17 protein-coding genes, 2 tRNA genes and 1 pseudogene are annotated in these 22,708 nt (G+C 61.3%); 6 read left to right on the top strand and 14 right to left on the bottom strand.

Translation table 11 applies throughout. From position 1 onward, the window contains the following. The 3 genes and pseudogenes from BLL36_RS30500 to nadE all read left to right on the top strand — a co-directional run. A pseudogene (locus BLL36_RS30500) lies at positions 1–112 on the top strand (LysR family transcriptional regulator); the annotation flags it as partial. Positions 113–325: 213 nt separating this feature from the next. After that, positions 326–1,540 carry a nicotinate phosphoribosyltransferase gene (gene pncB / locus BLL36_RS13280; protein WP_076951882.1) on the top strand — a complete coding sequence of 405 codons (1,215 nt, stop codon included), beginning with the start codon at positions 326–328 and terminating at the stop codon, positions 1,538–1,540. A 3-nt stretch (positions 1,541–1,543) separates the two neighbouring features. Then, entirely contained in the window at positions 1,544–2,371 is an 828-nt protein-coding gene (gene nadE / locus BLL36_RS13275; RefSeq protein ID WP_076951881.1) for an ammonia-dependent NAD(+) synthetase, read from the top strand. Positions 2,372–2,508: 137 nt separating this feature from the next. Here nadE and azu read toward each other — a convergent pair whose 3' ends face one another. Then, a complete protein-coding gene (gene azu, locus BLL36_RS13270) occupies positions 2,509–2,955 on the bottom strand; it encodes an azurin (protein WP_076951880.1) in 447 nt (148 codons plus the stop codon). A 334-nt stretch (positions 2,956–3,289) separates the two neighbouring features. Between azu and BLL36_RS31025 the strand changes: the two genes are divergently transcribed. Then, positions 3,290–3,466, top strand: coding sequence for a hypothetical protein (locus BLL36_RS31025; RefSeq protein WP_165448089.1), 177 nt, complete (start codon positions 3,290–3,292; stop codon positions 3,464–3,466). 141 nt (positions 3,467–3,607) lie between these two features. On the opposite strand, the gene BLL36_RS13265 is transcribed toward BLL36_RS31025, so the two are convergent. From BLL36_RS13265 to rnr, 13 genes are all read right to left on the bottom strand, one after another. Continuing rightward, positions 3,608–4,501 (bottom strand): transglutaminase family protein, encoded by an 894-nt coding sequence (locus tag BLL36_RS13265; protein ID WP_076951879.1) that lies wholly within the window; start codon positions 4,499–4,501, stop codon positions 3,608–3,610. Then, positions 4,498–6,984 (bottom strand): circularly permuted type 2 ATP-grasp protein, encoded by a 2,487-nt coding sequence (locus tag BLL36_RS13260; protein ID WP_076951878.1) that lies wholly within the window; start codon positions 6,982–6,984, stop codon positions 4,498–4,500. The genes BLL36_RS13265 and BLL36_RS13260 overlap by 4 nt, the downstream gene beginning before the upstream one ends. A 185-nt stretch (positions 6,985–7,169) precedes the next feature. Next, positions 7,170–10,460 carry a transglutaminase family protein gene (locus BLL36_RS13250; RefSeq protein ID WP_076951876.1) on the bottom strand — a complete coding sequence of 1,097 codons (3,291 nt, stop codon included), beginning with the start codon at positions 10,458–10,460 and terminating at the stop codon, positions 7,170–7,172. 187 nt (positions 10,461–10,647) lie between these two features. Further along, positions 10,648–11,097, bottom strand: a complete 450-nt coding sequence (locus tag BLL36_RS13245) for a hypothetical protein (protein ID WP_076951875.1) — start codon at positions 11,095–11,097, stop codon at positions 10,648–10,650. Beyond that, positions 11,085–12,014, bottom strand: a complete 930-nt coding sequence (locus BLL36_RS13240; RefSeq protein ID WP_076951874.1) for an NAD synthetase — start codon at positions 12,012–12,014, stop codon at positions 11,085–11,087. Before BLL36_RS13240 ends, BLL36_RS13245 begins: the two co-directional genes overlap by 13 nt. Before the next feature lie 224 nt (positions 12,015–12,238). After that, a complete protein-coding gene (locus BLL36_RS13235) occupies positions 12,239–14,542 on the bottom strand; it encodes a YgiQ family radical SAM protein (RefSeq protein ID WP_076951873.1) in 2,304 nt (767 codons plus the stop codon). 189 nt (positions 14,543–14,731) lie between these two features. Beyond that, positions 14,732–16,129, bottom strand: coding sequence for a replicative DNA helicase (dnaB, locus tag BLL36_RS13230; protein ID WP_076951872.1), 1,398 nt, complete (start codon positions 16,127–16,129; stop codon positions 14,732–14,734). Positions 16,130–16,239: 110 nt separating this feature from the next. Further along, positions 16,240–16,686 carry a 50S ribosomal protein L9 gene (rplI, locus tag BLL36_RS13225; protein WP_003171376.1) on the bottom strand — a complete coding sequence of 149 codons (447 nt, stop codon included), beginning with the start codon at positions 16,684–16,686 and terminating at the stop codon, positions 16,240–16,242. Positions 16,687–16,704: 18 nt separating this feature from the next. Then, a complete protein-coding gene (locus tag BLL36_RS13220; protein WP_076951871.1) occupies positions 16,705–17,598 on the bottom strand; it encodes a YybS family protein in 894 nt (297 codons plus the stop codon). 36 nt (positions 17,599–17,634) lie between these two features. Beyond that, positions 17,635–17,865, bottom strand: a complete 231-nt coding sequence (gene rpsR / locus BLL36_RS13215) for a 30S ribosomal protein S18 (protein WP_002551829.1) — start codon at positions 17,863–17,865, stop codon at positions 17,635–17,637. 28 nt (positions 17,866–17,893) lie between these two features. Beyond that, positions 17,894–18,316, bottom strand: coding sequence for a 30S ribosomal protein S6 (rpsF, locus tag BLL36_RS13210; protein WP_003236224.1), 423 nt, complete (start codon positions 18,314–18,316; stop codon positions 17,894–17,896). A gap of 305 nt (positions 18,317–18,621) precedes the next feature. After that, positions 18,622–19,377: a 23S rRNA (guanosine(2251)-2'-O)-methyltransferase RlmB gene (gene rlmB / locus BLL36_RS13205; RefSeq protein ID WP_057724256.1), complete on the bottom strand. Its 756-nt coding sequence runs from the start codon at positions 19,375–19,377 to the stop codon at positions 18,622–18,624. Continuing rightward, entirely contained in the window at positions 19,374–22,013 is a 2,640-nt protein-coding gene (gene rnr / locus BLL36_RS13200) for a ribonuclease R (RefSeq protein ID WP_076951870.1), read from the bottom strand. Before rnr ends, rlmB begins: the two co-directional genes overlap by 4 nt. Before the next feature lie 224 nt (positions 22,014–22,237). On the opposite strand from rnr, the gene BLL36_RS13195 reads away from it, so the two are divergent. Both BLL36_RS13195 and BLL36_RS13190 read left to right on the top strand, forming a co-directional pair. After that, a tRNA-Leu gene (locus BLL36_RS13195) sits at positions 22,238–22,324 on the top strand. A 154-nt stretch (positions 22,325–22,478) separates the two neighbouring features. Then, positions 22,479–22,565: transfer RNA gene (locus BLL36_RS13190), tRNA-Leu, on the top strand. Positions 22,566–22,708 lie beyond the last annotated feature (143 nt).

Below are 22,708 nucleotides of genomic sequence, written 5' to 3'. Positions count from 1 at the left end.
GTGGCAGCACGCAATGCCAAGCCAGGATGCGTATTACCTGGCCTACCCGGAGCATTCGGCGGAAGTGCCCAAAGTGCGCGAGTTTGTGAAGTGGATGATGGAGCAGGTTTAGCTCTTTTTTGCCTGCACCACCGCCATCGCAGGCAAGCCAGCTCCCACACGTGGAATGCATTCACCTGTGGGAGTTGGCTTGCCTGCGATGGCGGCAGTGGATTCACTGAAAAAATCACTGGCAAAACAACACAGGTCTATGCGCCACTAGCTCCCTTCCTCAATTGTGCGTAAAGGCCGGCGCCCGTCGTCGACCCGTCTGGAGATTCCCGTTATGAGCGAGAGTGTGTTTGCCGATCGCATCGTGCAGAACTTGCTCGACACCGACTTCTACAAGCTGACCATGATGCAGGCGGTGCTGCACAACTACCCCAACGTGGAAGTTGAATGGGAGTTCCGTTGCCGTAACAGCGAAGACCTGCGCCCTTACCTGGCGGAGATCCGCTACCAGATCGAACGCCTCGCCGAGCTGAGCCTGAGCCCGGACCAGTTGGGTTTCCTGGAACGCATCAGCTTCATGAAGCCGGACTTCTTGCGCTTCCTCGGGCTGTTCCGCTTCAACCTGCGCTACGTGCAGACCGGTATCGAAAACGGTGAGCTGTTTATCCGCCTGCGCGGACCGTGGCTGCATGTGATCCTGTTTGAAGTGCCGATGCTGGCCATCGTCAGCGAAGTGCGTAACCGCTACCGCTACCAGACCGTGATCCTCGAACAGGCCCGCGAGCAGCTGTACCGCAAGTTCGACTGGCTGACCGCCAACGCCGGCAGCGACGAGCTGTCGGAACTGCAAGTGGCCGACTTCGGCACGCGCCGGCGCTTCTCGTACCGGGTGCAGGAAGAAGTGGTCAGCGTGCTCAAGCATGACTTCCCCGGGCGTTTTGTCGGCACCAGCAACGTGCACCTGGCCCGTGAATTCGACATGAAACCGCTGGGCACCATGGCCCATGAATGGATCATGGCGCACCAGCAACTCGGCCCGCGCCTGATCGACAGCCAGATCGCCGCGCTGGATTGCTGGGTCCGCGAATACCGTGGCCTGCTTGGCATTGCCCTGACCGATTGCATCACTACCGACGCGTTCCTGGGCGACTTCGACTTGTACTTCGCCAAGCTGTTCGACGGTTTGCGCCATGACTCCGGCGACCCTGTGCAGTGGGCGGAAAAAGCCATCGCCCACTATCACAAGCTTGGCATCGAGCCGATGAGCAAGACCCTGGTGTTCTCCGACAGCCTGACGCTGCCCAAGGCCCTGGAGATTTTCCGTGCGCTGCGTGGCCGCATCAACGTGAGTTTTGGTATCGGCACCAACCTGACCTGCGATATTCCAGGTGTCGAGCCGATGAGCATCGTGCTTAAAATGACCGCCTGCAATGGCCAGCCCGTCGCGAAGATTTCCGATGAAGCGGGCAAGACCCACTGCACCGACCCGAATTTCGTCGCCTATTTGCGTCACGTTTTCAAAGTACCTGCCCTATCCAGCAAGGAGTGAATCATGCAAGCCGTACAGCGTGAGATTGCGCAGCAGCTCAAGGTCCAGGCGCCGTTCAAAGACCAGGCCGCCCTTGAGGCCGAGGTTGCCCGGCGCGTGCGTTTTATCCAGGATTGCCTGCGAAATTCCGGGCTCAAAGCGTTGGTGCTGGGCATCAGCGGAGGCGTCGACTCCCTGACCGCAGGCCTGCTCGCCCAACGTGCGATGCAGGAACTGCGCGCCAGCACCGGTGATGAGGCCTACCGCTTTATCGCCGTGCGCCTGCCTTATGAAACCCAGTTCGATGAACTCGACGCCCAGGCCTCGGTGGACTTTATCGAGCCGGATGAGCGCCACACCGTGAACATCGGCCCGGCGGTGAAAGCCCTGGCCAATGAAGTGTCAGCGTTTGAAGGCAAGGCGGCGGTGTCCCGCGATTTCGTGCTGGGCAACACCAAGGCGCGGATGCGCATGGTGGCGCAGTACACCATCGCCGGCGCGGCCGGTGGCCTGGTGATCGGTACCGACCATGCGGCGGAAGCGGTGATGGGCTTTTTCACCAAGTTCGGTGATGGCGCATGCGACCTGGCGCCGTTGAGCGGCTTGGTGAAAAACCAGGTGCGGGCGATTGCGCGGCACTTTGGCGCGCCGGAGTCGCTGGTGGAGAAAGTGCCGACGGCGGATCTGGAAGACCTGTCACCGGGCAAGCCGGACGAGGCGTCACATGGCGTGACCTATGCCGAGATCGATGCGTTCCTGCACGGTGAGCCGGTGCGGGAGGAAGCGTTCCGGATCATTAGCGAGACGTATCGCAAGACCGAGCACAAGCGGGTGATGCCGTTTGCGCCGTGAGGTGAGTCAGGAAGTTTTGCTTTGACTGCCACACCGCTTTCGCAGGCAAGCCCGCTCCCACATTTCGACCGCATTCTCATGCTGGAATCCGGTCAACTGTGGGAGCTGGCTTGCCTGCGATGAACGATAACGCGGTCTTACTTGACGGTCACAGTGCCCTTCATCATCGAGATGTGGCCCGGGAACGAGCAGAAAAACGCATAGTCAGTCCCGGCGGCCAGCTTCGACACGTCAAAAGTCACCGAATCTTTCTCGCCTGCACCGATGATCTTGGTGTGGGCAATGATGCGGTCATCACCTGGCTTCAAATAATCCTTGTCGATGCCGGCGGCCATGCCGTCGGTGGCGACGGGTTGCATGTTGGCGGCGCTGGTCAGCACCCAGTTATGGCCCATCACGTTTTTCGGCAGGTTGCCGGAGTGAGTCAGCTCAACGGTGAACTGCTTGCAGCTCTTGTCGATTTCGATGGCTTTAGTGTTGAAGGACATCTGGTCAGTGGAGTCGACGGTGACCTTGCACTCTGCGGCAAGCAACTGGCCGCTCGCCAGAGTCAGCAGGGAAACAGCAACGAGTTTGGCAAACATGTGAATCTCCAAGGCAGGGTTTAAAAAACGCGTATTGCGACAAAGGGTGCCTGAAGCAGGCAGAAATTCTTATGATCTGAATCAACAGATTGTATACAACTTTAGGCTATCAGACTTATCAACACAATCTACCAGCCAAAGTACCGCCACCTGCCTATGATCGGCGCACCACCCATCGGAGTCCGCGCCATGCACCTCAATCAACTGTTCAACGGCCTGCTGGCTGCGTACGCCTGCGGTAAGTGAAAGCAAAGCACGCTGCTAAGCTGCTACCATGGCAGCCCAAAGGCAGCTGCGCGCCGCCACCCTCACCTTCGACCCTAGAGGACCGCTCATGGCCAAACCTAATTACTCCTTCGCCAAACGTCAGAGAGACTTGGCCAAGGAACAGAAGAAAGAGGAAAAACTGCAACGCAAGAAAGCCACCGCAGAAGAAGAGGCCGCTGCACTGAACCCGGAAGCGGAAGGCGAAGTGGCGAGTGACGAAGCTGAAACACCGCCTCAGGCCTGAGCAACAGCGCAGTACCTGCTGAACCCGGCTTAATGTGGGAGCCGGGCTTGCCCGCGATGCAGGCGACTCGGTCTATCGGTTACACCGGGGCGCTGCCATCGCAGGCAAGCCAGCTCCCACACAAGCCAGCGTCACAACCTGCTATTGCAGCGGCATCACCGTCACCCGCACCTCCGGGTCATGGCTGCCTCCTCCCAGAATCACCCCGCGCAACGGCGACACATCGGAAAAGTCCCGGCCCCAGGCCAGGGTGATGTGCTCCAGTGCTGGCTGCACGTTATTCGTCGGATCAAAATCCACCCAACCCGAGATCGGGCAATACACCGAGACCCACGCATGGGACGCATCCGCGCCGATCATCCGTGCCTGCCCGGGCGGCGGCTGGGTGAGCAGGTAGCCGCTGATGTAACGCGCCGCCAGGCCGCGTGAGCGCAGGCAGGCGAGCATCAGGTGGGCGAAGTCCTGGCACACGCCACGGCGGCGCTCCAGCACTTCCACCAGTGGCGTAGCGACCTGAGTGGCTTCGGCATCAAAGGTGAATTCGCTGAATATCTTTTCCATCAGCGCTTGCACGCCCAGCAGCAGCGGCGTGCCGGCGGGAAAACAGCTTTCGGAGAACTCGACGAAGGTTTGTTTCAGGTGCACGTAGGGTGATTCGAAACGGAAGCGGCAGGCTTCGATCAGCTCAAGGGACATGGCCTGGCTGCTGTAGGTCAGGCTGTCGCGGGTCTGGTCCCAGGCCGGCGATTGCTGGAAATCCAGCGTCGGCCGCGCCAGCACCTCCACGGTCAGCCCGGCGTTCACCAGCAGTTCGTCGTGGGGCCGTTCGAACGCCAGCCGCGTGATGGGATTGCCGAACACATCCAGCTCATCGCGACGCGAAGTCGGTTCCGGGACGATATCCAATTGCTGCGAACTGCAACGTTGCCAGGCGCACGGCCGTGGCCACAGGTGCGCCAGCTGCTGGGCCAGGGACACCGGGCTGTCGTAGTGGTAGTGGGTATCGTGGAAAATCTGGTAGCGCGCACTCGTCATACCGACACCGTTTGCTGGCTGACCGCATCCACATGGGCGAAATGGCGCAACGCCAGGCGGTCCGACACTTGCCCACTCTCATCGGCGACCGCCTGCAACAGGTCGGCCAGACCGTCCAACGCGGCACGCACGCTGGACTCGCCAAACAGCGGGTTCTCCAGGCAGCCCAGGTCGAAGCGCGCCAGGCGCTCCACCAACGGCCCGAGGCCGGTTTCCCGAGGCACGCCAAAGTCATCGTTGAGACGCCGCAGGGTGCGGCTCACCAGCTTGAGCTGAAACAACACCGCGTGGGGGTTCTGCTCGTCGAGCAGCAGCAGGTCGAGCACCGGGATCAACTGGGGCACCGCCAGGTAGCGCGAGCGATAGGTGATGCTGCTGTTGCCCAATTCCAGCAACCACTCCAGCCCGGCCTGATCGAACACCGCCACGCCACGCAGGAATGCCGCCAGGCTGCTGCTGAGAAATTGCAGGCGTTCGATGCGACGGCCCATCATCAAAAAGCGCCAGCCTTCGTCGCGGGTCATGTCGTCCAGGGCGAACCCGGACAGCGCCGCCAGGGACATCACCAGACGGTTGAGAAAATCCAGCAGTTCGCCAAAGTCCGGCGCCTCGCTTTCCAGCTCCAGGGCTTCGCGCTGCAGTTCCACCAGGGCCTGCCAGTTTTCCCGGGACAACTTGCCGCGCACCTGGGACGCCGCCCACTGCAAGCGTTGCAGGTTGGCGCGCAGGCTCGATGGCCAGTCATCACCGAGCAAGGCGGCGAGCAGGCGCTCGGGCAGCTCGCCCTCTTCCGGCAGCAGGCGCAGGTTTTCACCAAGCGCCACGGCTGCTTGCAAGGCCAATGGATCGTCGCCATCCACATAACGCGCCAGCACGATGCGCAGCCAGCGCGCGCTGTCATCGCAGCGCTCGCAGTAACGGCCGAACCAGAACAGGTTTTCCACGACGCGGGACGGTAGATACGGGTCGCGGCGCACCAGGTCATGGGCACCGATTGCACGTTGTGCACGCCAATGTTCGGCACCGGCTGCGCGCTCGCCGAGTACCCAGGTGTCCTTGCTGGCGCCGCCGCGTTGCATCGACACCACCTCGGCATCGGCCTCGGCGGCCACTCGCGTGAGCCCGCCCGGCAGCACGCGATAGCCGTCATCGCTCGCCACGGCGTAGACGCGCATGCCGATGGCGCGGTGTTGCAGGTGGTCATCCACGGTGTGCCACACCGGTGCCTGGGACAATTGCGCCAACTCCTGGGCCACGTAGGCGTAGGGCCGTGCGCGCATGCGTTCAGCCAAGGCCTCGCGTTGCGCGTCGTCCAGGTCACGGCCAAACACCGGGGCGAAACTTTGCGATGCAAATGCAGGCTTGATCAGCAGCTCGGGAAGTTTCTCCAGCGCCTGGGCAAGTACCGGCGCCTCGCCGCACCACCAGGTCGCGATGGACGGCAGGATCAATTCTTCACCAAACAGGAATTGGTTGATCTTCGGCAGGAATCCCAGCAAACCAGGCGACTCCAGCACGCCGCTGCCCAGGGCATTGGCCACCAGCACATTGCCTTGGCGCACGGCATCGAGCAGGCCGGGCACGCCGAGGGCCGAGTCGGTGCGCAGCTCCAGAGGGTCGCAGAAGTCATCGTCGAGGCGGCGCATGATCGCGTGCACCCGGCGCAGGCCGCTGAGGGTCTTGAGGAACACGGTGCTGTCGCGCACGGTGAGGTCGCCGCCTTCCACCAGGGGGTAGCCAAGCTGGCGGGCGAGGTAGAGGTGTTCGAAATAGCTTTCGTTGAAGCGCCCAGGCGTAAGCAGCACGATCAGCGGCGGCTGGTCATCACCGGGCGCCTGGCGGGCCAGGGTTTCCTGCAGGGTTCGGAAGAACCCGGTGAGGTGCTGCACCTGCAGGTCGCGGTACAGGTCCGGAAACGCGCGGGACACGATGGTGCGGTTTTCCAACGCGTACCCCGCCCCCGAAGGCGCCTGGGTGCGGTCGGCGGTGACCCACCAGCGACCGTCCGGCGTACGCGCCAGGTCGACCGCATAGAGGTGCAGGAAAGCCCCATCCGGCGGCCGGATGCCCTGGCACGGCCATAAAAAATTGTTGTGACCGAACACCAGCTCGGCCGGCAGCAAGCCTTCCTTGATCAGGCGTTGCGGGCCATACAGATCCGCCAGCACCGCATTGAGCAGGCGCGCGCGCTGGGCGATACCGGCTGACAGGTGCTGCCATTCATCAGCGGCCAGCACGTGGGGCAGCAGGTCGAGCTCCCACGGGCGGTCGGCGCCCTTGGGGTCGGCGTAAACGTTGTACGTCACGCCGTTTTCCTGGATCTGCCGGGTCAGCAGCGCCTGGCGCTGGGCCAGTTGCGCGGGCGTGCTGCGTTGCAGGTGGTCGAGCAGGCGCCGCCAATGGGCACGCACCGCGCCGCCGTGGTCCAGCAGTTCGTGATAAGTGCCCGCGGTCAGCGGGTAACGGTCGAGCAAATCGGACATGGAACGCTCGGCAGGGGCAAGGGGGCTCAGGTTAACTCAAATTCATTGCGATCCAGTGTGTGTGACTTGTGTGGGAGCTGGCTTGCCTGCGATCCAGGCACCTCGGTGTGCCAGGCAAACCGAGGTGATGCTATCGCAGGCAAGCCAGCTCCCACACCGGCCCGCTCCCACATTTTGAATTGCGTTCAGTCATTTTTATTGGGGTGACGCCGTAAATCGAGGGTCATCGGTAATTCGTCATTAATCGTCACGCCAGGCACCGGAAGCTTTCCAGGACTATGTCCCAACCGGAAAAACCTCGCCATCCTGCGGCTCTCCGCCTCATTGGCGTTCACCGGCAGGCTGTCGTAATTGCGCCCGCCCGGATGCGCCACATGATACTGGCAGCCGCCCAACGAGCGTTGCATCCAGGTATCCAGCAAATCGAACACCAACGGCGCATGCACCGCGATGGTCGGTTGCAGGCAGTTGGCCGGTTGCCAGGCGCGGTAGCGCACGCCGGCGACGAACTCTCCGACTCGCCCGGTGGGCTGCAACGGTACCGGGATGCCATTGCAGGTCAGCAGGTAGCGCTGCGGTGGCAGCCCGGTCAATTTGACCTGGAGGCGCTCGAGGGACGAGTCCACATACCGCACCGTGCCGCCCACCGCGCCCTCCTCGCCCAGCACATGCCAGGGTTCCAGGGCCTGGCGCAGCTCCAGTTCGATGCCATTGACGGCGTAGTCGCCGACCTTGGGGAAACGGAACTCCAGGTGCGCGGCAAACCATTCGGCGCGCAGCGGGTAGCCGGCGGCGTTGAGCTCGGCGATCACGTCGGCGAAATCCTGCTCGATAAAGTGCGGCAACAGGAAGCGGTCATGCAGTTCGGTGCCCCAGCGTGCCAGTTTCGGCGGTGCATAGGGTTCGCGCCAGAACCGCGCGACCAAGGCACGCAGCAACAGTTGCTGGGTCAGACTCATGCGCGCGTGCGGCGGCATTTCAAACGCACGCAGCTCCAGCAGGCCCAGGCGGCCGGTGGCACCGTCCGGCGAGTAGAGCTTGTCGATGCAGAATTCGGCGCGGTGGGTATTGCCGGTCACGTCGATCAGCAGGTTGCGCAGCAGGCGATCCACCAGCCATGGCGGGCACTCTTCGCCGGGCTCGGGCATTTGCGCAAAGGCGATTTCCAGCTCGTACAGCGCATCGTTGCGCGCTTCATCCACCCGCGGCGCCTGGGAGGTCGGGCCGATGAACAGGCCGGAGAACAGATAAGACAGCGAGGGATGGTTATGCCAATAGCTGATCAGGCTGCGCAGCAGATCGGGCCGGCGCAGGAAGGGAGAGTCCTTGGGCGTCGCGCCACCCAATACAAAATGGTTACCGCCGCCGGTGCCGGTGTGGCGTCCGTCGATCATGAATTTCTCGGTGGTGAGACGGGTTTGCCGCGCCTCTTCGTAGAGGAATTCAGTGCGCTCCACCAACTCATCCCAAGTGGCCGAAGGCTGTACGTTGACCTCGATGACACCCGGGTCCGGCGTGACGCGAAAGTTGCTCAGGCGCGTATCGGCCGGCGGCTCGTAGCCTTCGAGCAACACTGGGCACTGCAGCTCTTGGGCGGTCGCCTCGATGGCGGCCACCAGTTCCAGATAGTCTTCGACGCGCTCCAAGGGCGGCATGAACAGATACAGGCGCCCTTCCCGTGCCTCGGCGCAGAGGGCGGTGCGGGTCAGCCAATCGGCGGACTCATCGATTTTTGGCACACGCTCATCGTTCGGTGCGGGTTGGCCATGGTTTTGCAGTTGAGCGGTACCCGGCAGCTCCGGCTGGTCCTGGTTAGGATCGGTCGGATGCACAAACGGATACTCGGCCGCCGTGACCCAAGGTTGCGAGGCCAGGGGCAGGCGGTAGCCCAGCGGCGAATCGCCCGGCACCAGGCGGCAATGGTTGTCGCGCAGGTACCAGCGCCCGCTCTGCCAGCGGTCATTGGCCGCCGTACGCGCCAGTGGCAGCACTTGGCCGATGATTTTATCCAGCCCTTGGGCGAACACTTTGCGCAGGCGCTCGCGCTCCAGGTCGTCGCTCAGGCGCGGGTCCTGGGCGGTGACGTTCTGCGGCAACGCGCCTTCGCGCCACAGGTAGTAGAAATTATCTTCAAAGGCCGGGAATACAAAGCGCGCAGGCAGTTTGAGGCGTTCGGCGACGCTGGCCAGGAAACGCCCGGCCATGGCGCCGTCGGCGCCGTAGTGCTGTTGCTCATCGGCGATCAATGCGCTGTTGTGCCAGATCGGCACGCCGTCACGGCGCCAGTAGCAATTGAGCGACCAACGCGGCAATTGCTCGCCGGGGTACCACTTGCCCTGCCCGAAGTGCACCAGGCCTTGAGGCGCGTAATGTGCGCGCATGCGCTGGAACAGCTCGGCGGACAGACGACGCTTGTCCGGCCCGAGCGCAGCGGTGTTCCACTCGGCACCGTCGGGGTCGTCGATGGAGACAAAGGTCGGCTCGCCGCCCATGGTCAGGCGCACGTCGTGCTTGAGCAGGTCGCCATCGATCTGCCGGCCCAGGGCCTGGATCGCCAGCCATTGCTCCTCGGTGTAAGGCTTGGTGACCCGAGAGGCTTCCCAGATCCGCTCCACCGACATTTCGTGGGTGAATTGGCACTCGCACGGTTCCACCAGCCCACTGATCGGTGCCGCCGAGGATGGATCGGGACTACAGGCCAACGGGATATGCCCTTCACCGGCGAACAACCCGGAGGTGGCGTCCAGGCCGATCCAGCCGGCGCCGGGCAAATACACTTCGCACCAGGCGTGCAGGTCGGTGAAGTCCACTTCGGTGCCGGAGGGCCCGTCGAGTGCCTTGACGTCGGCGGTGAGCTGGATCAGGTAGCCAGACACAAACCGCGCCGCCAAGCCGAGGTTGCGCAGTAATTGCACCAGCAGCCAGGCGGAGTCGCGACAGGAGCCGGAGGCATTTTGCAGGGTGAATTCCGGGGTTTGCACGCCTGGTTCCATGCGGATCAGGTAGCCGATATCGGCGGCAAGACGCTGGTTGAGGCCCACCAGAAAGTCCACGGCCGGCAATGGCGTGCGGTCGATGCCGGCCAGGTAGGCAGCAAACTTCGGCGTCAGCGGCAAGGTTTCCAGGTACGGCGCCAACTCGCGCTGTTCATCGGCCGCGTAGCTGAAGGGGATTTTTTCGGCGTAGGGCTCAAGGAAAAAGTCGAACGGGTTGAACACCACCATCTCGGCGACCAGGTCGACTTCGATGCGCAGTTCAGCGGTTTTTTCCGGGAACACCAATCGCGCCAGGTAATTGCCCTGAGGGTCTTGTTGCCAATTGATGAAATGCTGCTCGGGCAGCACTTTCAGCGCGTAGGACAGAATCCGCGTACGGCTGTGGGGCGTCGGGCGCAAACGCACAATTTGCGGGCCGAGTTCGACAGCGCGGTCGTAGCGGTAATGCGTGACGTGGTGCAACGCGACATGAATCGACACGGCGGCCTCCTGCGAGCCAGGGCATGGACACAACGTGCGCAAGACTTATGCCAGAGCAGCCGTCGTTGCGCTTTATCGTAAGACCCGGTGCAGTACAGCACCAAAACGGCGCCAGCGGTGACGCCATGGTGCAAGTGCCGCACATATTTGTGGCGAACGTGTGAAAGGAGGTGGTGAATCTACCCAGTCACCGGGCCTTGTGCCGGGCGCCGAGGGCTTGACGCAGGTGGCGGATTTCCACGAGTCTGGCGCGCATCTCGCGCTGCCCCTTACTGTTGAGTATCAGCAGCCCGAACAGTGGAAAAACCAGCGCCAACCCATAAAGAACCCGGTGAGGGCCGTATTGGATCATCGGCAACACAAACAGCAGGCAGGCGGCGTAGAGACCGACCATCACCCATGCCCAACCGGGCTTGCCCCGTAGAATCATAAAGTTGCTGTGCACCGTGAGCAGCGTGAGCACTGCCCCAGCCAGCATGATCTTGAGCCCCACTTGAGCAAGGGGTGCATCATCAAAATAGGTGACGAACGCCAACGCCATGGCCAACGCCAATGAAAAATACGCCGCAAATACGCCGCTCAGAAACGTCAGAAAGTAATGCTTGAAAAAGTCTCGCAGCGTCATCAATTCGCCCATTCTTTGGCTTCCTCGTACAGCCCGATCGCGATTGTTTTGACATTTCCGGAGTAGGCGCTCCCGCCGAACCCTATGACTGCGCTCAGGGCGTCCTTGATCTGGGTCGTTGTGCCGTGCTTGAGCTGCGTGGGGGTGAAACGCTTGGTGAGCTCACCCGACGCTTGCTTGAGCTTGAGTAGCTTCGAGGTCAATTTGGGATCGTTGATGCTCAACAGTTCTTTGGTCAGCTTGGCTCTTTCCTGGCGATTCAAACCGCGCAGCACTTCACGCAGGCTCTTGCCCGTCGAGGCTTTGGCGGCCCTGACCAGCTTGACCGTCGTCAGGGTCGAAGCGCCCACGCCGACCAGCGACGCTGCGTCGAGCACGATGGAAGCATTCTGGTACCAGCCTTCGCTGTCGAGCCAATCGTTGACCTCGGGCTTGGCCACCTCGAGCGTCGTGCGGGCAAGGCCATTGATGCACTGCAGTGAACTCGCGCCCGCCGCCGCGTAGCCTATCACCACAACGACGGAACTGGCGCCCGCGCTGAACGGCACCAGCAGGGTACCGCTGGCAATCGCAGCCCAACTGATGACCGCGCCCAGGCACGAGATCCCGGTGTTCACCGCCTCGCCGATCAGCCTGGACTCTCTCGGATTGCTCGCCACATGTTGAGCGAACTGTGTCGGCGCAACGTAGTTTTGCGCCTCCCGCAGGATGATGCGCTTGGGCTGGATGCTGCAGATGGGCTTGAATTCACGCAGGGTGACGATGTTGAAGTCGGCATCGATATACACCACACCCGCGCCGACAATCCCGGGGTCGGCGTCGATGGCCGCAAACAGGCGCGGCAGGTTGATCTGGCTTTCAATGCGCTGGCGCGCCATGAACTGGGAGCGGTTGGAGTCCATGCCGATGCCGGCCAGGGGGTTGCCCATGGAGAGGTTCTTCCTTGAAAGGGGTGGTGATTGGACTGACGCTATCGCAGGCAAGCCAGCTCCCACATGTTGACCGCATGCTCATGCGGGAACGAGGTCAAGGGTGGGAGCTGGCTTGCCTGCGATAGCAATCTAATGGGCGCCACCTTAACAAACAGGCTACCCGCCTGCCAGAAAGCAAAACGCCAGCACTGAGGCTGGCGTTCTGTTTGTTCAGGTTGCAATCAACGCGGCACCACCGGCTTGCGGGTAGGCTTGCCGCCTTTGCCCTTGGCCGCATCGGTGCGTTCCTTGGCCGCCTGCTTATTGCGCGCCTGCGCCGCGGCCTTGGCTTGTTCGCGCTTGTCCCACGGGTTGCTGCCGTCGCTGCCGCGAGGCGGCAGGCCGGTGTGCTGGGTGAGGATCTTGGTGGTGGTTTCCTTGGCGACCTTGTGGCTGCCGGCCGGCGTCGAGTTCTTGCGACGGGCGCTCTGGTAGCTGTCGGTGCTCGGCTGGTGCAACGGGATCAACTGGTCCTTGCCCGGCCCGATCAGGTCGGCGCGGCCCATGCGGGTCAGCGCTTCACGCAGCATCGGCCAGCCTTTCGGGTCGTGGTAGCGCAGGAACGCCTTGTGCAGGCGGCGTTGCTCTTCGCTCTTGACGATGGTTACCGCGTCGCTCTTGTAGGTGACCTTGCGCAGCGGGTTCTTGCCCGAGTGGTACATGGCGGTGGCAGTGGCCATCGGCGACGGGTAGAACGCCTGCACCTGGTCGGCGCGGAAGCCGTTGCCCTTGAGCCACAGGGCCAGGTTCATCATGTCTTCATCGGTGGTGCCGGGGTGGGCGGCGATGAAGTACGGGATCAGGTACTGCTCCTTGCCCGCTTCCTTGGTGTACTTCTCGAACATGCGCTTGAACTTGTCATAGCTGCCAATGCCCGGCTTCATCATCTGGTTGAGCGGACCTTCCTCGGTGTGTTCCGGGGCGATCTTCAGGTAGCCGCCGACGTGGTGGGTGACGAGCTCCTTGACGTATTCCGGCGATTCCACGGCGAGGTCGTAGCGCAGGCCGGAGGCGATCAGGATTTTCTTCACCCCCGGCAAGGCACGGGCGCTACGGTACAGCTGGATCAACGACGAGTGGTCGGTGTTCAGGTTCGGGCAGATACCAGGGAACACGCACGACGGCTTGCGGCACGCGGATTCGATTTCCGGGCTCTTGCAGGCGATGCGATACATGTTCGCGGTCGGGCCCCCGAGGTCGGAAATCACGCCGGTAAAGCCCGGAACCTTGTCGCGGATCTCTTCGATCTCGCGAATGATCGACTCTTCGGAGCGGTTCTGGATGATGCGGCCTTCGTGTTCGGTGATCGAGCAGAAGGTGCAGCCGCCGAAGCAGCCACGCATGATGTTCACCGAGAAGCGGATCATGTCGTAGGCCGGGATTTTCTCCTTGCCGTACGCCGGGTGCGGGACACGTGCGTAAGGCATGCCGAATACGTAGTCCATTTCTTCGGTGGTCATCGGAATGGGCGGCGGGTTGAACCACACGTCCACTTCGCCGTGCTTCTGCACCAGGGCGCGGGCGTTGCCTGGGTTGGTTTCCAGGTGCAGCACGCGGTTGGCGTGGGCATAGAGCACCGCATCGCCACGGACCTTTTCCACCGAGGGCAGGCGGATCACGGTCTTGTCGCGGGTCATGCGCGGGCTGGCCAGGATCTGCACCACCTTGGCCTCGTCCGGATCATCCACCGGCCCTTTCTCCTGCTCGATGGCGCAGGCTTGGGTGTCCTGGGTATTCACGTACGGGTTGATGATCTTGTCGACCTTGCCCGGCCGGTCGATGCGCGTGGAGTCCACTTCGTACCAGCCCGCCGGCGTATCACGGCGAATGAACGCCGTGCCGCGCACGTCGGTGATGTCTTCGATCTTGTGGCCCCACGACAGGCGTTGGGCGACTTCGACGATGGCGCGCTCGGCGTTGCCATACAGCAGGATATCGGCGGTGGCGTCGATCAGGATCGAGTTGCGCACCCGGTCCTGCCAGTAGTCGTAGTGGGCGATGCGGCGCAGGGAGGCTTCGATGCCGCCGAGTACGATCGGCACGTTCTTGTAGGCTTCCTTGCAGCGCTGGCTGTACACCAGGCTCGCGCGGTCCGGGCGTTTGCCGGCCATGCCGCCGGGGGTGTAGGCGTCGTCGGAGCGGATTTTCTTGTCGGCGGTGTAGCGGTTGATCATCGAGTCCATGTTGCCGGCCGCGACGCCGAAGAACAGGTTCGGCTCGCCGAGCTTCATGAAGTCGTCTTTGGACTGCCAGTTCGGCTGCGCAATGATCCCGACGCGAAAGCCCTGGGACTCCAGCAGCCGGCCAATGATCGCCATGCCGAACGACGGATGGTCCACGTAGGCATCACCGGTAACGATGATGATGTCGCACGAATCCCAGCCAAGCTGATCCATCTCCTCCCTGCTCATCGGCAGGAATGGCGCAGGACCGAAACATTCGGCCCAGTACTTGGGATAGTCAAATAACGGCTTGGCTGTTTGCATGACGGTGACCGGTGTTGAGATGAAAAATCGCGGGCGCGGAATATAGCACAAAATTTGACCAATTCCGACGGTAATGGTCGGAATTGTGGTGACGCCATCGCAGGCGAGCCAGCCCCAACATTTGCCTGTATCCACAAATCATTGTGGGAGCTGGCTTGCCTGCGATGAGGCCCTTACAGGCGCTTGAAACTACTCGTCGTCATCGAAGTTATAGCTGCCCGGCGCCAGGTTCTCGAAGCGCGTGTACTTGCCGATGAACGCCAGGCGGATAAAGCCGATGGGGCCGTTCCGTTGCTTGCCGATGATGATCTCGGCAATGCCCTTGTGTTCCGTCTCGGGGTGATACACCTCGTCGCGGTACACGAACATGATCACGTCGGCATCCTGCTCGATCGCTCCGGATTCACGCAAGTCGGAGTTCACCGGGCGCTTGTTGGGACGTTGTTCCAAGGAACGGTTGAGCTGGGACAGCGCCACCACCGGGCAGTTAAATTCCTTGGCCAGGGCTTTCAGGGACCGGGAGATTTCGGAAATCTCGTTGGTCCGGCTGTCGCCGCTGGAGCCCGGGATCTGCATGAGCTGCAGGTAGTCGATCATGATCAGCGCGATATCACCGTGCTCACGCACCAGTCGGCGGGTACGGGCGCGCATCTCCGAAGGGCTGATGCCGGCGGTGTCATCGATGAACAGTTTGCGGTCATTGAGCAGGTTGACCGCCGAGGTCAGGCGCGGCCAATCGTCGTCTTCCAGTTGGCCGGAACGCACTTTGGTCTGGTCGATGCGCCCCAGGGACGAGAGCATCCGCATGATCAGCGATTCGCCTGGCATCTCCAGGGAGTACACCAGCACCGCCTTATCGCTGCGCAACACGGCGTTTTCCACCAGGTTCATCGCAAAGGTGGTTTTACCCATGGACGGACGGCCGGCGACGATGATCAGGTCGGACGGCTGAAGGCCGCTGGTTTTCTCGTCCAGATCGGTATAACCGGTGGAGATCCCGGTAATGGCCGCATCGGTATTGAACAGGGTGTCGATACGGTCGATGGCCTTGGTCAGCAGGTCGTTGACGCTGACCGGACCGCCGGTTTTCGGGCGGGCCTCGGCGATCTGGAAGATCTGCCGCTCGGCCTCATCGAGAATCTCGGCGGCAGTGCGGCCTTCGGGGTTGAAAGCGCTGTCGGCGATTTCGGTGCTGATGCCGATCAACTGGCGCAGCGTGGCCCGCTCGCGGACGATCTGGGCATAGGCCTTGATGTTGGCGACGGACGGCGTGTTTTTCGCCAGCTCACCGAGGTAGCCCAGGCCGCCGACCTGGGAGGTCTGGCCTTCCTTGTCCAACTGCTCGGCCAGGGTCACCACGTCGATCGGTGAGTTCTGGTCGGCCAGCTTGGCGATGGCGCGGAAGATCAGGCGGTGGTCATGCCGATAGAAGTCACCGTCCGAGACTTGATCCAGCACGCGCTCCCAGGCGTTGTTGTCCAGCATCAAACCACCGAGCACGGCCTGTTCGGCCTCGATGGAATGCGGCGGCACCTTCAGGGCAGCGGTTTGCAGATCGTATTGCTCGGGAGCTGAAATATCGTTCATGGCCACTTGGAATTAGGGGTGTGTAGAAAAACAAAAGGCACGACCTGTAAACAGGATCGTGCCCGATGTTAACCGGCTGGCACGCGAGGTGCCACCCAGTCAGGTGCTGCTTAAGCTGCTACCACGACAACGCGTACGGTGGCTTCAACTTCGGCGTGCAGGTGCACGGCTACGTCGAATTCGCCTACGTTGCGGATGGTGCCGTTCGGCAGACGAACTTCGCTCTTCTGCACTTCAACGCCGGAGGCGGTCAGTGCATCAGCGATGTCGTGGGTGCCGATCGAACCGAACAGCTTGCCTTCGTCACCGGCGGTGGCAGTGATAGTCACTTCCAGCTCAGCCAGTTGGGCAGCGCGCGTTTCAGCCGAAGCTTTTTTGTCTGCTGCGGCTTTTTCAAGCTCCGCACGGCGCTCTTCAAACGCAGCCAGGTTGGCAGCGGTTGCAGCGGTGGCTTTGCCGTAAGGCAGCAGGTAGTTACGACCGTAGCCGGCCTTAACGTTCACTTTGTCGCCCAGGTTGCCCAGGTTGGCGACTTTTTCCAGAAGGATCAGTTGCATGTGAAAATCCTCTAACTTTTAACCTTCACCGTTCGCGCTATCGACATCTTTCGATGCCAGACGTCCGCGAAAATCAATCAGGCCGTCGACAATGGCCAAAACCACGAGTAACGGATAGATCAGCTGCATGAACAACAACATTGTCACGTACATCCCCACCAGCCAGAACTTGGCCAGGCGCTTGCGCGCGACCAGCCCATGAATCAGGGCCAGCCCGGAAAACACCAGCGGTACGCTGCAAAACAGCACCATCAGGGCCATCTGTGAACCGAGGTTCGGTCCGATGACCATGAGTGCCAGCAGCAACATCGCCGGGCCCACGGGGATTCTGATACTGCGAAACTCGCGACCAAAACCACCCGGGTTGTACAACAACGCCTGCCAATATCGCCCAAGCATCAGGCTCAGCACGCTGACGATCTGCATCATTACCGCCATCAGGCCGATCAGGGCCGGTGCAATCAGTGTTGCCAGTCGCGCTCGCTCATCTACCGAAAACTGCTGGTAGAGTTCCCCGAAGGCCAGCGGCAGGATCTTGACGATCTCTTGCGCCAGCGCCTCGATTTGCGGGCGGAAAGCCGCGTCAATCAACACCGAAAACACCAACCCCAATGCCACGCTGGCCAGCAGCGTGCGGACCCAGGACTCACTTGCGCGCAAAACCAACGCAAGGCTCGACGACCCCAGCAGTACCAGAAGTACCTTGGGTTCGCCCAGTTGCAGCCACCAGATCAAGGCGGCCAACACTCCCAGGGCCAGGACGCCAATGGCATCCTGCAAACCGCGCCGCAGAAGCACGAGGCATCCAGCGGCGGCACCCAACCAATACAACAACGGCAATGCTGCGCATCCAGCCACTACCAGAGTGGCCTGCACACGACCGCGCATGATGAACTCAGCTAAGGCGCGCATGCATTCAATCCCTTACTACTTGTCGACTGCCCGGTCTCAGCGGCCGTGGCTGTCGGTGTAGGCCAGCAGGGCCAGGAAGCGGGCGCGCTTGATAGCGGTGGCCAGCTGACGCTGATAACGTGCTTTGGTACCGGTGATACGGCTTGGAACGATTTTGCCGGTCTCGGATACGTAGGCTTTCAGAGTGTTGAGATCTTTGTAATCGATCTCCTTCACGTCTTCAGCGGTGAAGCGGCAGAATTTACGACGACGGAAGAAACGTGCCATTTGATAGGCTCCTTAAAAGGTCCGTGGATTACTCGTCAGCGTTATCGCTGTTGTCGCTGTCATCACTATCAGCGCTATCAGCGCCTTCGTGCTCAGGACGGTCGCGACGCTCACGGCGCTCACTGCGGTTTTCTTCAGCCTTGAGCATCTCGGATTGGCCGGTAACGGCTTCTTCGCGACGGATGACCAGGTTACGGATCACTGCATCGTTGTAGCGGAAGTTGTCTTCCAGCTCGGCCAGGGCCTTGCCGGTGCACTCAACGTTCAGCATCACGTAGTGAGCCTTGTGAACATTGTTGATTGCGTAGGCCAGTTGACGACGGCCCCAATCTTCCAGACGGTGGATTTTGCCGCCGTCTTCTTCGATCAGCTTGGTGTAACGCTCAACCATGCCGCCGACTTGCTCGCTTTGATCCGGGTGGACCAAAAAGATGATTTCGTAATGACGCATGAATGCTCCTTACGGGTTGTAGCCTGCCGCTCAAAAACGGTCAGACAAGGAGTGAATGACACTTATGGATCCTGCCGCAGAGAGGCACATGCGTGCCTGCCAGGAAGGCAAGGGGCGCAATTGTAGAGAAGGGGGAGAAAGCGCGCAAGGCAATTGGTGATTATTTGAACAATCTCCCAAACACCTCAAAACAACTGTGGGAGCTGGGCTTGCCCGCGATGCAGGCACCTCGGTCTTTCAGTTAAACCGAAGTGATGCCATCGCAGGCAAGCCAGCTCCCACAGAAGCCGGCGCATGCAATGAGATTACTTCTTGGCTTTAGCCTTTGCGCCACGCTGACGCCGAGCCTCGAACAAGCACACACCCGTCGCAACCGACACGTTCAGGCTGCTGACGCTGCCGGCCATCGGCAAGTGCACCAGGTAATCGCAATGCTCGCGGGTCAGGCGACGCATGCCCTTGCCTTCGGCGCCCATGATGAGGATGGTCGGGCCGGTGAGGTCCTGGTCATAAATACTGACCTCGGCCTCGCCTGCCGTGCCCACGATCCACAGGCCGCGCTGCTGGAGTTTTTCCAGGGTGCGCGCCAGGTTGGTCACGGCCACCAGCGGAATGACTTCCGCCGCGCCACAGGCCACTTTACGCACGACCGGCGTGAGGGTGGCCGACTTGTCCTTGGGCACGATCACCGCCAGCGCGCCGGCTGCATCCGCCGAACGCAGGCAGGCACCGAGGTTGTGCGGGTCGGTCACGCCGTCCAGTACCAGCAGCAGCGGCGCGCCTTCGGTACGGTCCAGCAGCTCGTCGAGCATGGCTTCACCCCAGACCTGGCTCGGACTGACGTCCGCAACCACGCCCTGGTGCACACCTTCCACCCACACGTCCATTTCACGACGCTCGGCCTGGCCGATGGCAACCTTGTTTTGCGTGGCCAACTCGACCAGCGCTTGTACGCGCGGCTCGCTGCGGCCCTCTGCCAACCACACTTGCTTGACGCGTTTAGGGTGGTGACGCAGCAGTGCTTCTACGGCGTGGACGCCGTAGATTTTTTCCAGACTCATGGCTTGGCCTTAGGTTTGCGCGACCCGCCGCTCTTGGCGGGAGCCGAACCCGCCTTGGGCGGGCCTTTACGGTGTTTACTCGGCTTGCTCGACGGTTTTTCCGCCCCTTGGGACTTTCCCCCAGACGCCGCTTTACCACCGCTTTTGGCTTCGCTGAGCAACTGCTGCTTCAACTCACGGCTCTTGCGCAGTTCGGCGTTTTTCGCCGCCGCATCGCTTGGGCGATAGGCCTCAGGGGCCTTTTCCTTGGTCGACGAGCGACGGCCGGGCTTGGCTGGCGCAGGCTCGGTGGCCGCAGGTTTAGCTTTCGCTGGAGCACCCTTGCCTTTGCTGGCCGGAGTCGCTTCGCTGCCACGTTTTTTACGACTGCCCGGCGCTTCCGCGGGCTTATCAGGCATGCCGAAGTCGATCTTGCGCTCATCGAGGTCGACGCGCATGACTTGCACTTCCACGGTGTCGCCCAAGCGGAAGCTGCGACCGGTGCGCTCGCCCGCCAGGCGGTGATGCACAGGGTCGAAGTGGTAGTAGTCGCCCGGCAAGGCGGTGACGTGCACCAGGCCTTCGACATAGATGTCGGTCAGCTCGACAAACAGACCAAAGCCGGTCACGGCGGTGATCACGCCTGGGAACGACTCGCCCACGCGGTCCTTCATGAACTCGCACTTGAGCCAGTTCACCACGTCGCGCGTGGCCTCGTCGGCACGGCGCTCGCTCATGGAGCACTGTTCGCCCAACTGCTCCAAGGCCGCTTCGTCGTACGGATAGATCCGCGCTTTCGGAATGGTCATGGCACCGGCGCGCTTGACGTGCGGGGTGTTCTGCTTGGAGTGGATCACGCTGCGGATCGCGCGGTGCGTGAGCAGGTCCGGGTAACGACGAATCGGCGAGGTGAAGTGGGTATACGCCTCGTAATTCAGGCCGAAGTGGCCCTGGTTATCCGCGCTGTACACCGCCTGGCTCAAGGAGCGCAGCATGACGGTCTGGATCACGTGGTAATCCGGACGGTCCTTGATGCTCGCGAGCAATGCCTGGTAGTCCTTCGGCGTCGGGCCATCCTTGCCTTTGTGCAGGGACAGACCGAGCTCACCGAGGAAGGCGCGCAGTTTTTCCAGACGCTCCGGCGGCGGGCCGTCGTGCACCCGGTACAGGGCAGGGATCTCGTGTTTCTTGAGGAACTCTGCAGTGGCCACGTTGGCCGCCAGCATGCATTCTTCAATCAGCTTGTGAGCATCGTTACGCGTCGTCGGGGTGATCGCGGCGATTTTGCGCTCGGAACCGAAGACAATCCGGGTTTCCTGGGTTTCAAAATCGATCGCGCCACGGGTGTGACGGGCGCCCAGCAGCACTTTGTACAGCGAGTAAAGCTGCTTGAGGTGCGGGACCACATCGGCATATTCGCTGCGCAGGGCCTTGGCTTCGCTGGTCTTCGGCGTTTCCAGGATGGTGCTGACCTTGTTGTAGGTCAGGCGCGCCTGGGAGTGAATCACCGCCTCATAGAACTGGTAGTCGGTCATTTCGCCGGTTTTCGAGATGGTCATCTCGCACACCATGGCCAAGCGGTCGACTTTCGGGTTCAGCGAGCACAGGCCGTTGGACAGCTGCTCGGGCAGCATGGGGATCACGCGCTCAGGGAAGTACACGGAGTTGCCGCGCACCTGGGCTTCGTTGTCCAGTGCCGAACCGATCTTCACGTAGCTGGACACGTCGGCAATCGCGACAAACAGCTTCCAGCCGCCGGAGAACAGGCGCAGCTTGCCCGGCTTGGCCTCGCAGTAGACCGCATCATCGAAGTCGCGGGCATCTTCGCCGTCAATGGTGACGAACGGCAGATGACGCAGGTCGATGCGTTTTTCTTTGTCTTTGTCTTCGACTTCAGGCTTGAGCTTGGCGGCTTCTTTGAGCACAGCCTCAGGCCAGACGTGAGGAATATCGTAGGTGCGCAACGCAACGTCGATTTCCATGCCCGGCGCCATGTAGTTGCCGACCACTTCAACGATATCGCCCTGCGGCTGGAAGCGCGCGGTTGGCCAGTGGGTGATCTTCACCTCGACGAACTGGCCGACCTTGGCGGCGCCATTGCGACCTGGGGTGATCAGCACTTCCTGCTGGACCTTCGGGTTATCCGGCACCACAAAGCCGATACCGCCTTCTTCGAAGTAACGGCCGACAATGGACTCATGGGCACGGGACACCACTTCCACGATCACACCTTCACGGCGACCGCGACGGTCCAGGCCGGAAACGCGCGCCAGGGCACGGTCGCCATCGAACACCAGGCGCATTTGCGCCGGGCTCATGAACAGGTCATCGCTGCCGTCGTCCGGGATCAGGAAGCCGAAACCATCACGATGGCCGGCGATGCGGCCCAGGATCAGGTCGAGCTTATCCACCGGCGCGTAAGTACCACGGCGGGTGTAGATCAGTTGGGCGTCGCGCTCCATGGCACGCAAACGGCGGCGCAGGGCTTCGAGCTGGTCTTCGGTGGTCAGACCGAATTCTTCAACCAACTGCTCGCGGCTAGCAGGCGAACCTCGATCGGCGAGGTGCGCCAGGATCAGTTCGCGGCTAGGAATAGGGTTTTCATATTTTTCCGCTTCACGAGCGGCCTCGGGATCGAGGGACTGCCAATCGGCCATTAGAGAGTTTTCACCTTGTCTATATGCGGGTTAGTTTGGCATACGCGTATTGAAACGGGAAATTTCAGACGTCATCAAGCCTTTTAAAGCCCTTTGCAGCCCCTGGGAAGCACCTTGCACGACCATTGGCGAAATTTTCCAGGCTTTTTTCATGGCAGGGGTTTACAGCCAAAAGTACGCTGCGTATAGTGCGCGCCATCGACGACGGCAACGTTGTTGATGCTGCCCAGGTGGTGAAATTGGTAGACACGCCAGCTTCAGGTGCTGGTGATCGCAAGGTCGTGGAAGTTCGAGTCTTCTCCTGGGCACCAAATTCAGATCAAACCCGCGAAAGCGGGTTTTTTCGTTTCAGGCCTTTGATTTTCAACGGAAAAACTTGATTTATATTTTCGAATCAGGGGTTTACAGATCAAAAAGCCCTCCGTATAGTTCGTCCCATCAACGGCGCAAGCGCTGCTGATAAATGCCCAGGTGGTGAAATTGGTAGACACGCCAGCTTCAGGTGCTGGTGATCGCAAGGTCGTGGAAGTTCGAGTCTTCTCCTGGGCACCAAATTCAGATCAAACCCGCGAAAGCGGGTTTTTTCGTTTCCGGGGGCTAAAAAACTCCACCCCCGATACCTCCCTGCGCCGCACTTGAGAAGTTTTATCGTTTATCCTTGCAATGATTTGTTGCATATAAGCGAGGAACACTTC

The sequence above is a fragment of the Pseudomonas cedrina subsp. cedrina genome (assembly GCF_001983175.1).
Taxonomy (GTDB): Bacteria; Pseudomonadota; Gammaproteobacteria; order Pseudomonadales; family Pseudomonadaceae; genus Aquipseudomonas; species Aquipseudomonas cedrina.
The sequence above is the reverse complement of the archived record's forward strand: the minus strand, read 5'-3'. Positions and strand labels throughout refer to the sequence as shown.

Bases quoted from the DNA above. Each gene is read 5' to 3' on its own strand.
- dnaB (WP_076951872.1), bottom strand. From the start codon at position 16,129: ATGAACGATATTTCAGCTCCCGAGCAATACGATCTGCAAACCGCTGCC.
- BLL36_RS31025 (WP_165448089.1), top strand. From the start codon at position 3,290: ATGGCCAAACCTAATTACTCCTTCGCCAAACGTCAGAGAGACTTGGCC.
- BLL36_RS13220 (WP_076951871.1), bottom strand. From the start codon at position 17,598: ATGCGCGCCTTAGCTGAGTTCATCATGCGCGGTCGTGTGCAGGCCACT.
- BLL36_RS13235 (WP_076951873.1), bottom strand. From the start codon at position 14,542: ATGCAAACAGCCAAGCCGTTATTTGACTATCCCAAGTACTGGGCCGAA.
- pncB (WP_076951882.1), top strand. From the start codon at position 326: ATGAGCGAGAGTGTGTTTGCCGATCGCATCGTGCAGAACTTGCTCGAC.
- BLL36_RS13265 (WP_076951879.1), bottom strand. From the start codon at position 4,501: ATGACGAGTGCGCGCTACCAGATTTTCCACGATACCCACTACCACTAC.
- rlmB (WP_057724256.1), bottom strand. From the start codon at position 19,377: ATGAGTCTGGAAAAAATCTACGGCGTCCACGCCGTAGAAGCACTGCTG.
- BLL36_RS13245 (WP_076951875.1), bottom strand. From the start codon at position 11,097: ATGGGCGAATTGATGACGCTGCGAGACTTTTTCAAGCATTACTTTCTG.
- rplI (WP_003171376.1), bottom strand. From the start codon at position 16,686: ATGCAACTGATCCTTCTGGAAAAAGTCGCCAACCTGGGCAACCTGGGC.
- azu (WP_076951880.1), bottom strand. From the start codon at position 2,955: ATGTTTGCCAAACTCGTTGCTGTTTCCCTGCTGACTCTGGCGAGCGGC.
- BLL36_RS13240 (WP_076951874.1), bottom strand. From the start codon at position 12,014: ATGGGCAACCCCCTGGCCGGCATCGGCATGGACTCCAACCGCTCCCAG.
- rpsR (WP_002551829.1), bottom strand. From the start codon at position 17,865: ATGGCACGTTTCTTCCGTCGTCGTAAATTCTGCCGCTTCACCGCTGAA.
- BLL36_RS13260 (WP_076951878.1), bottom strand. From the start codon at position 6,984: ATGTCCGATTTGCTCGACCGTTACCCGCTGACCGCGGGCACTTATCAC.
- rnr (WP_076951870.1), bottom strand. From the start codon at position 22,013: ATGGCCGATTGGCAGTCCCTCGATCCCGAGGCCGCTCGTGAAGCGGAA.
- rpsF (WP_003236224.1), bottom strand. From the start codon at position 18,316: ATGCGTCATTACGAAATCATCTTTTTGGTCCACCCGGATCAAAGCGAG.
- nadE (WP_076951881.1), top strand. From the start codon at position 1,544: ATGCAAGCCGTACAGCGTGAGATTGCGCAGCAGCTCAAGGTCCAGGCG.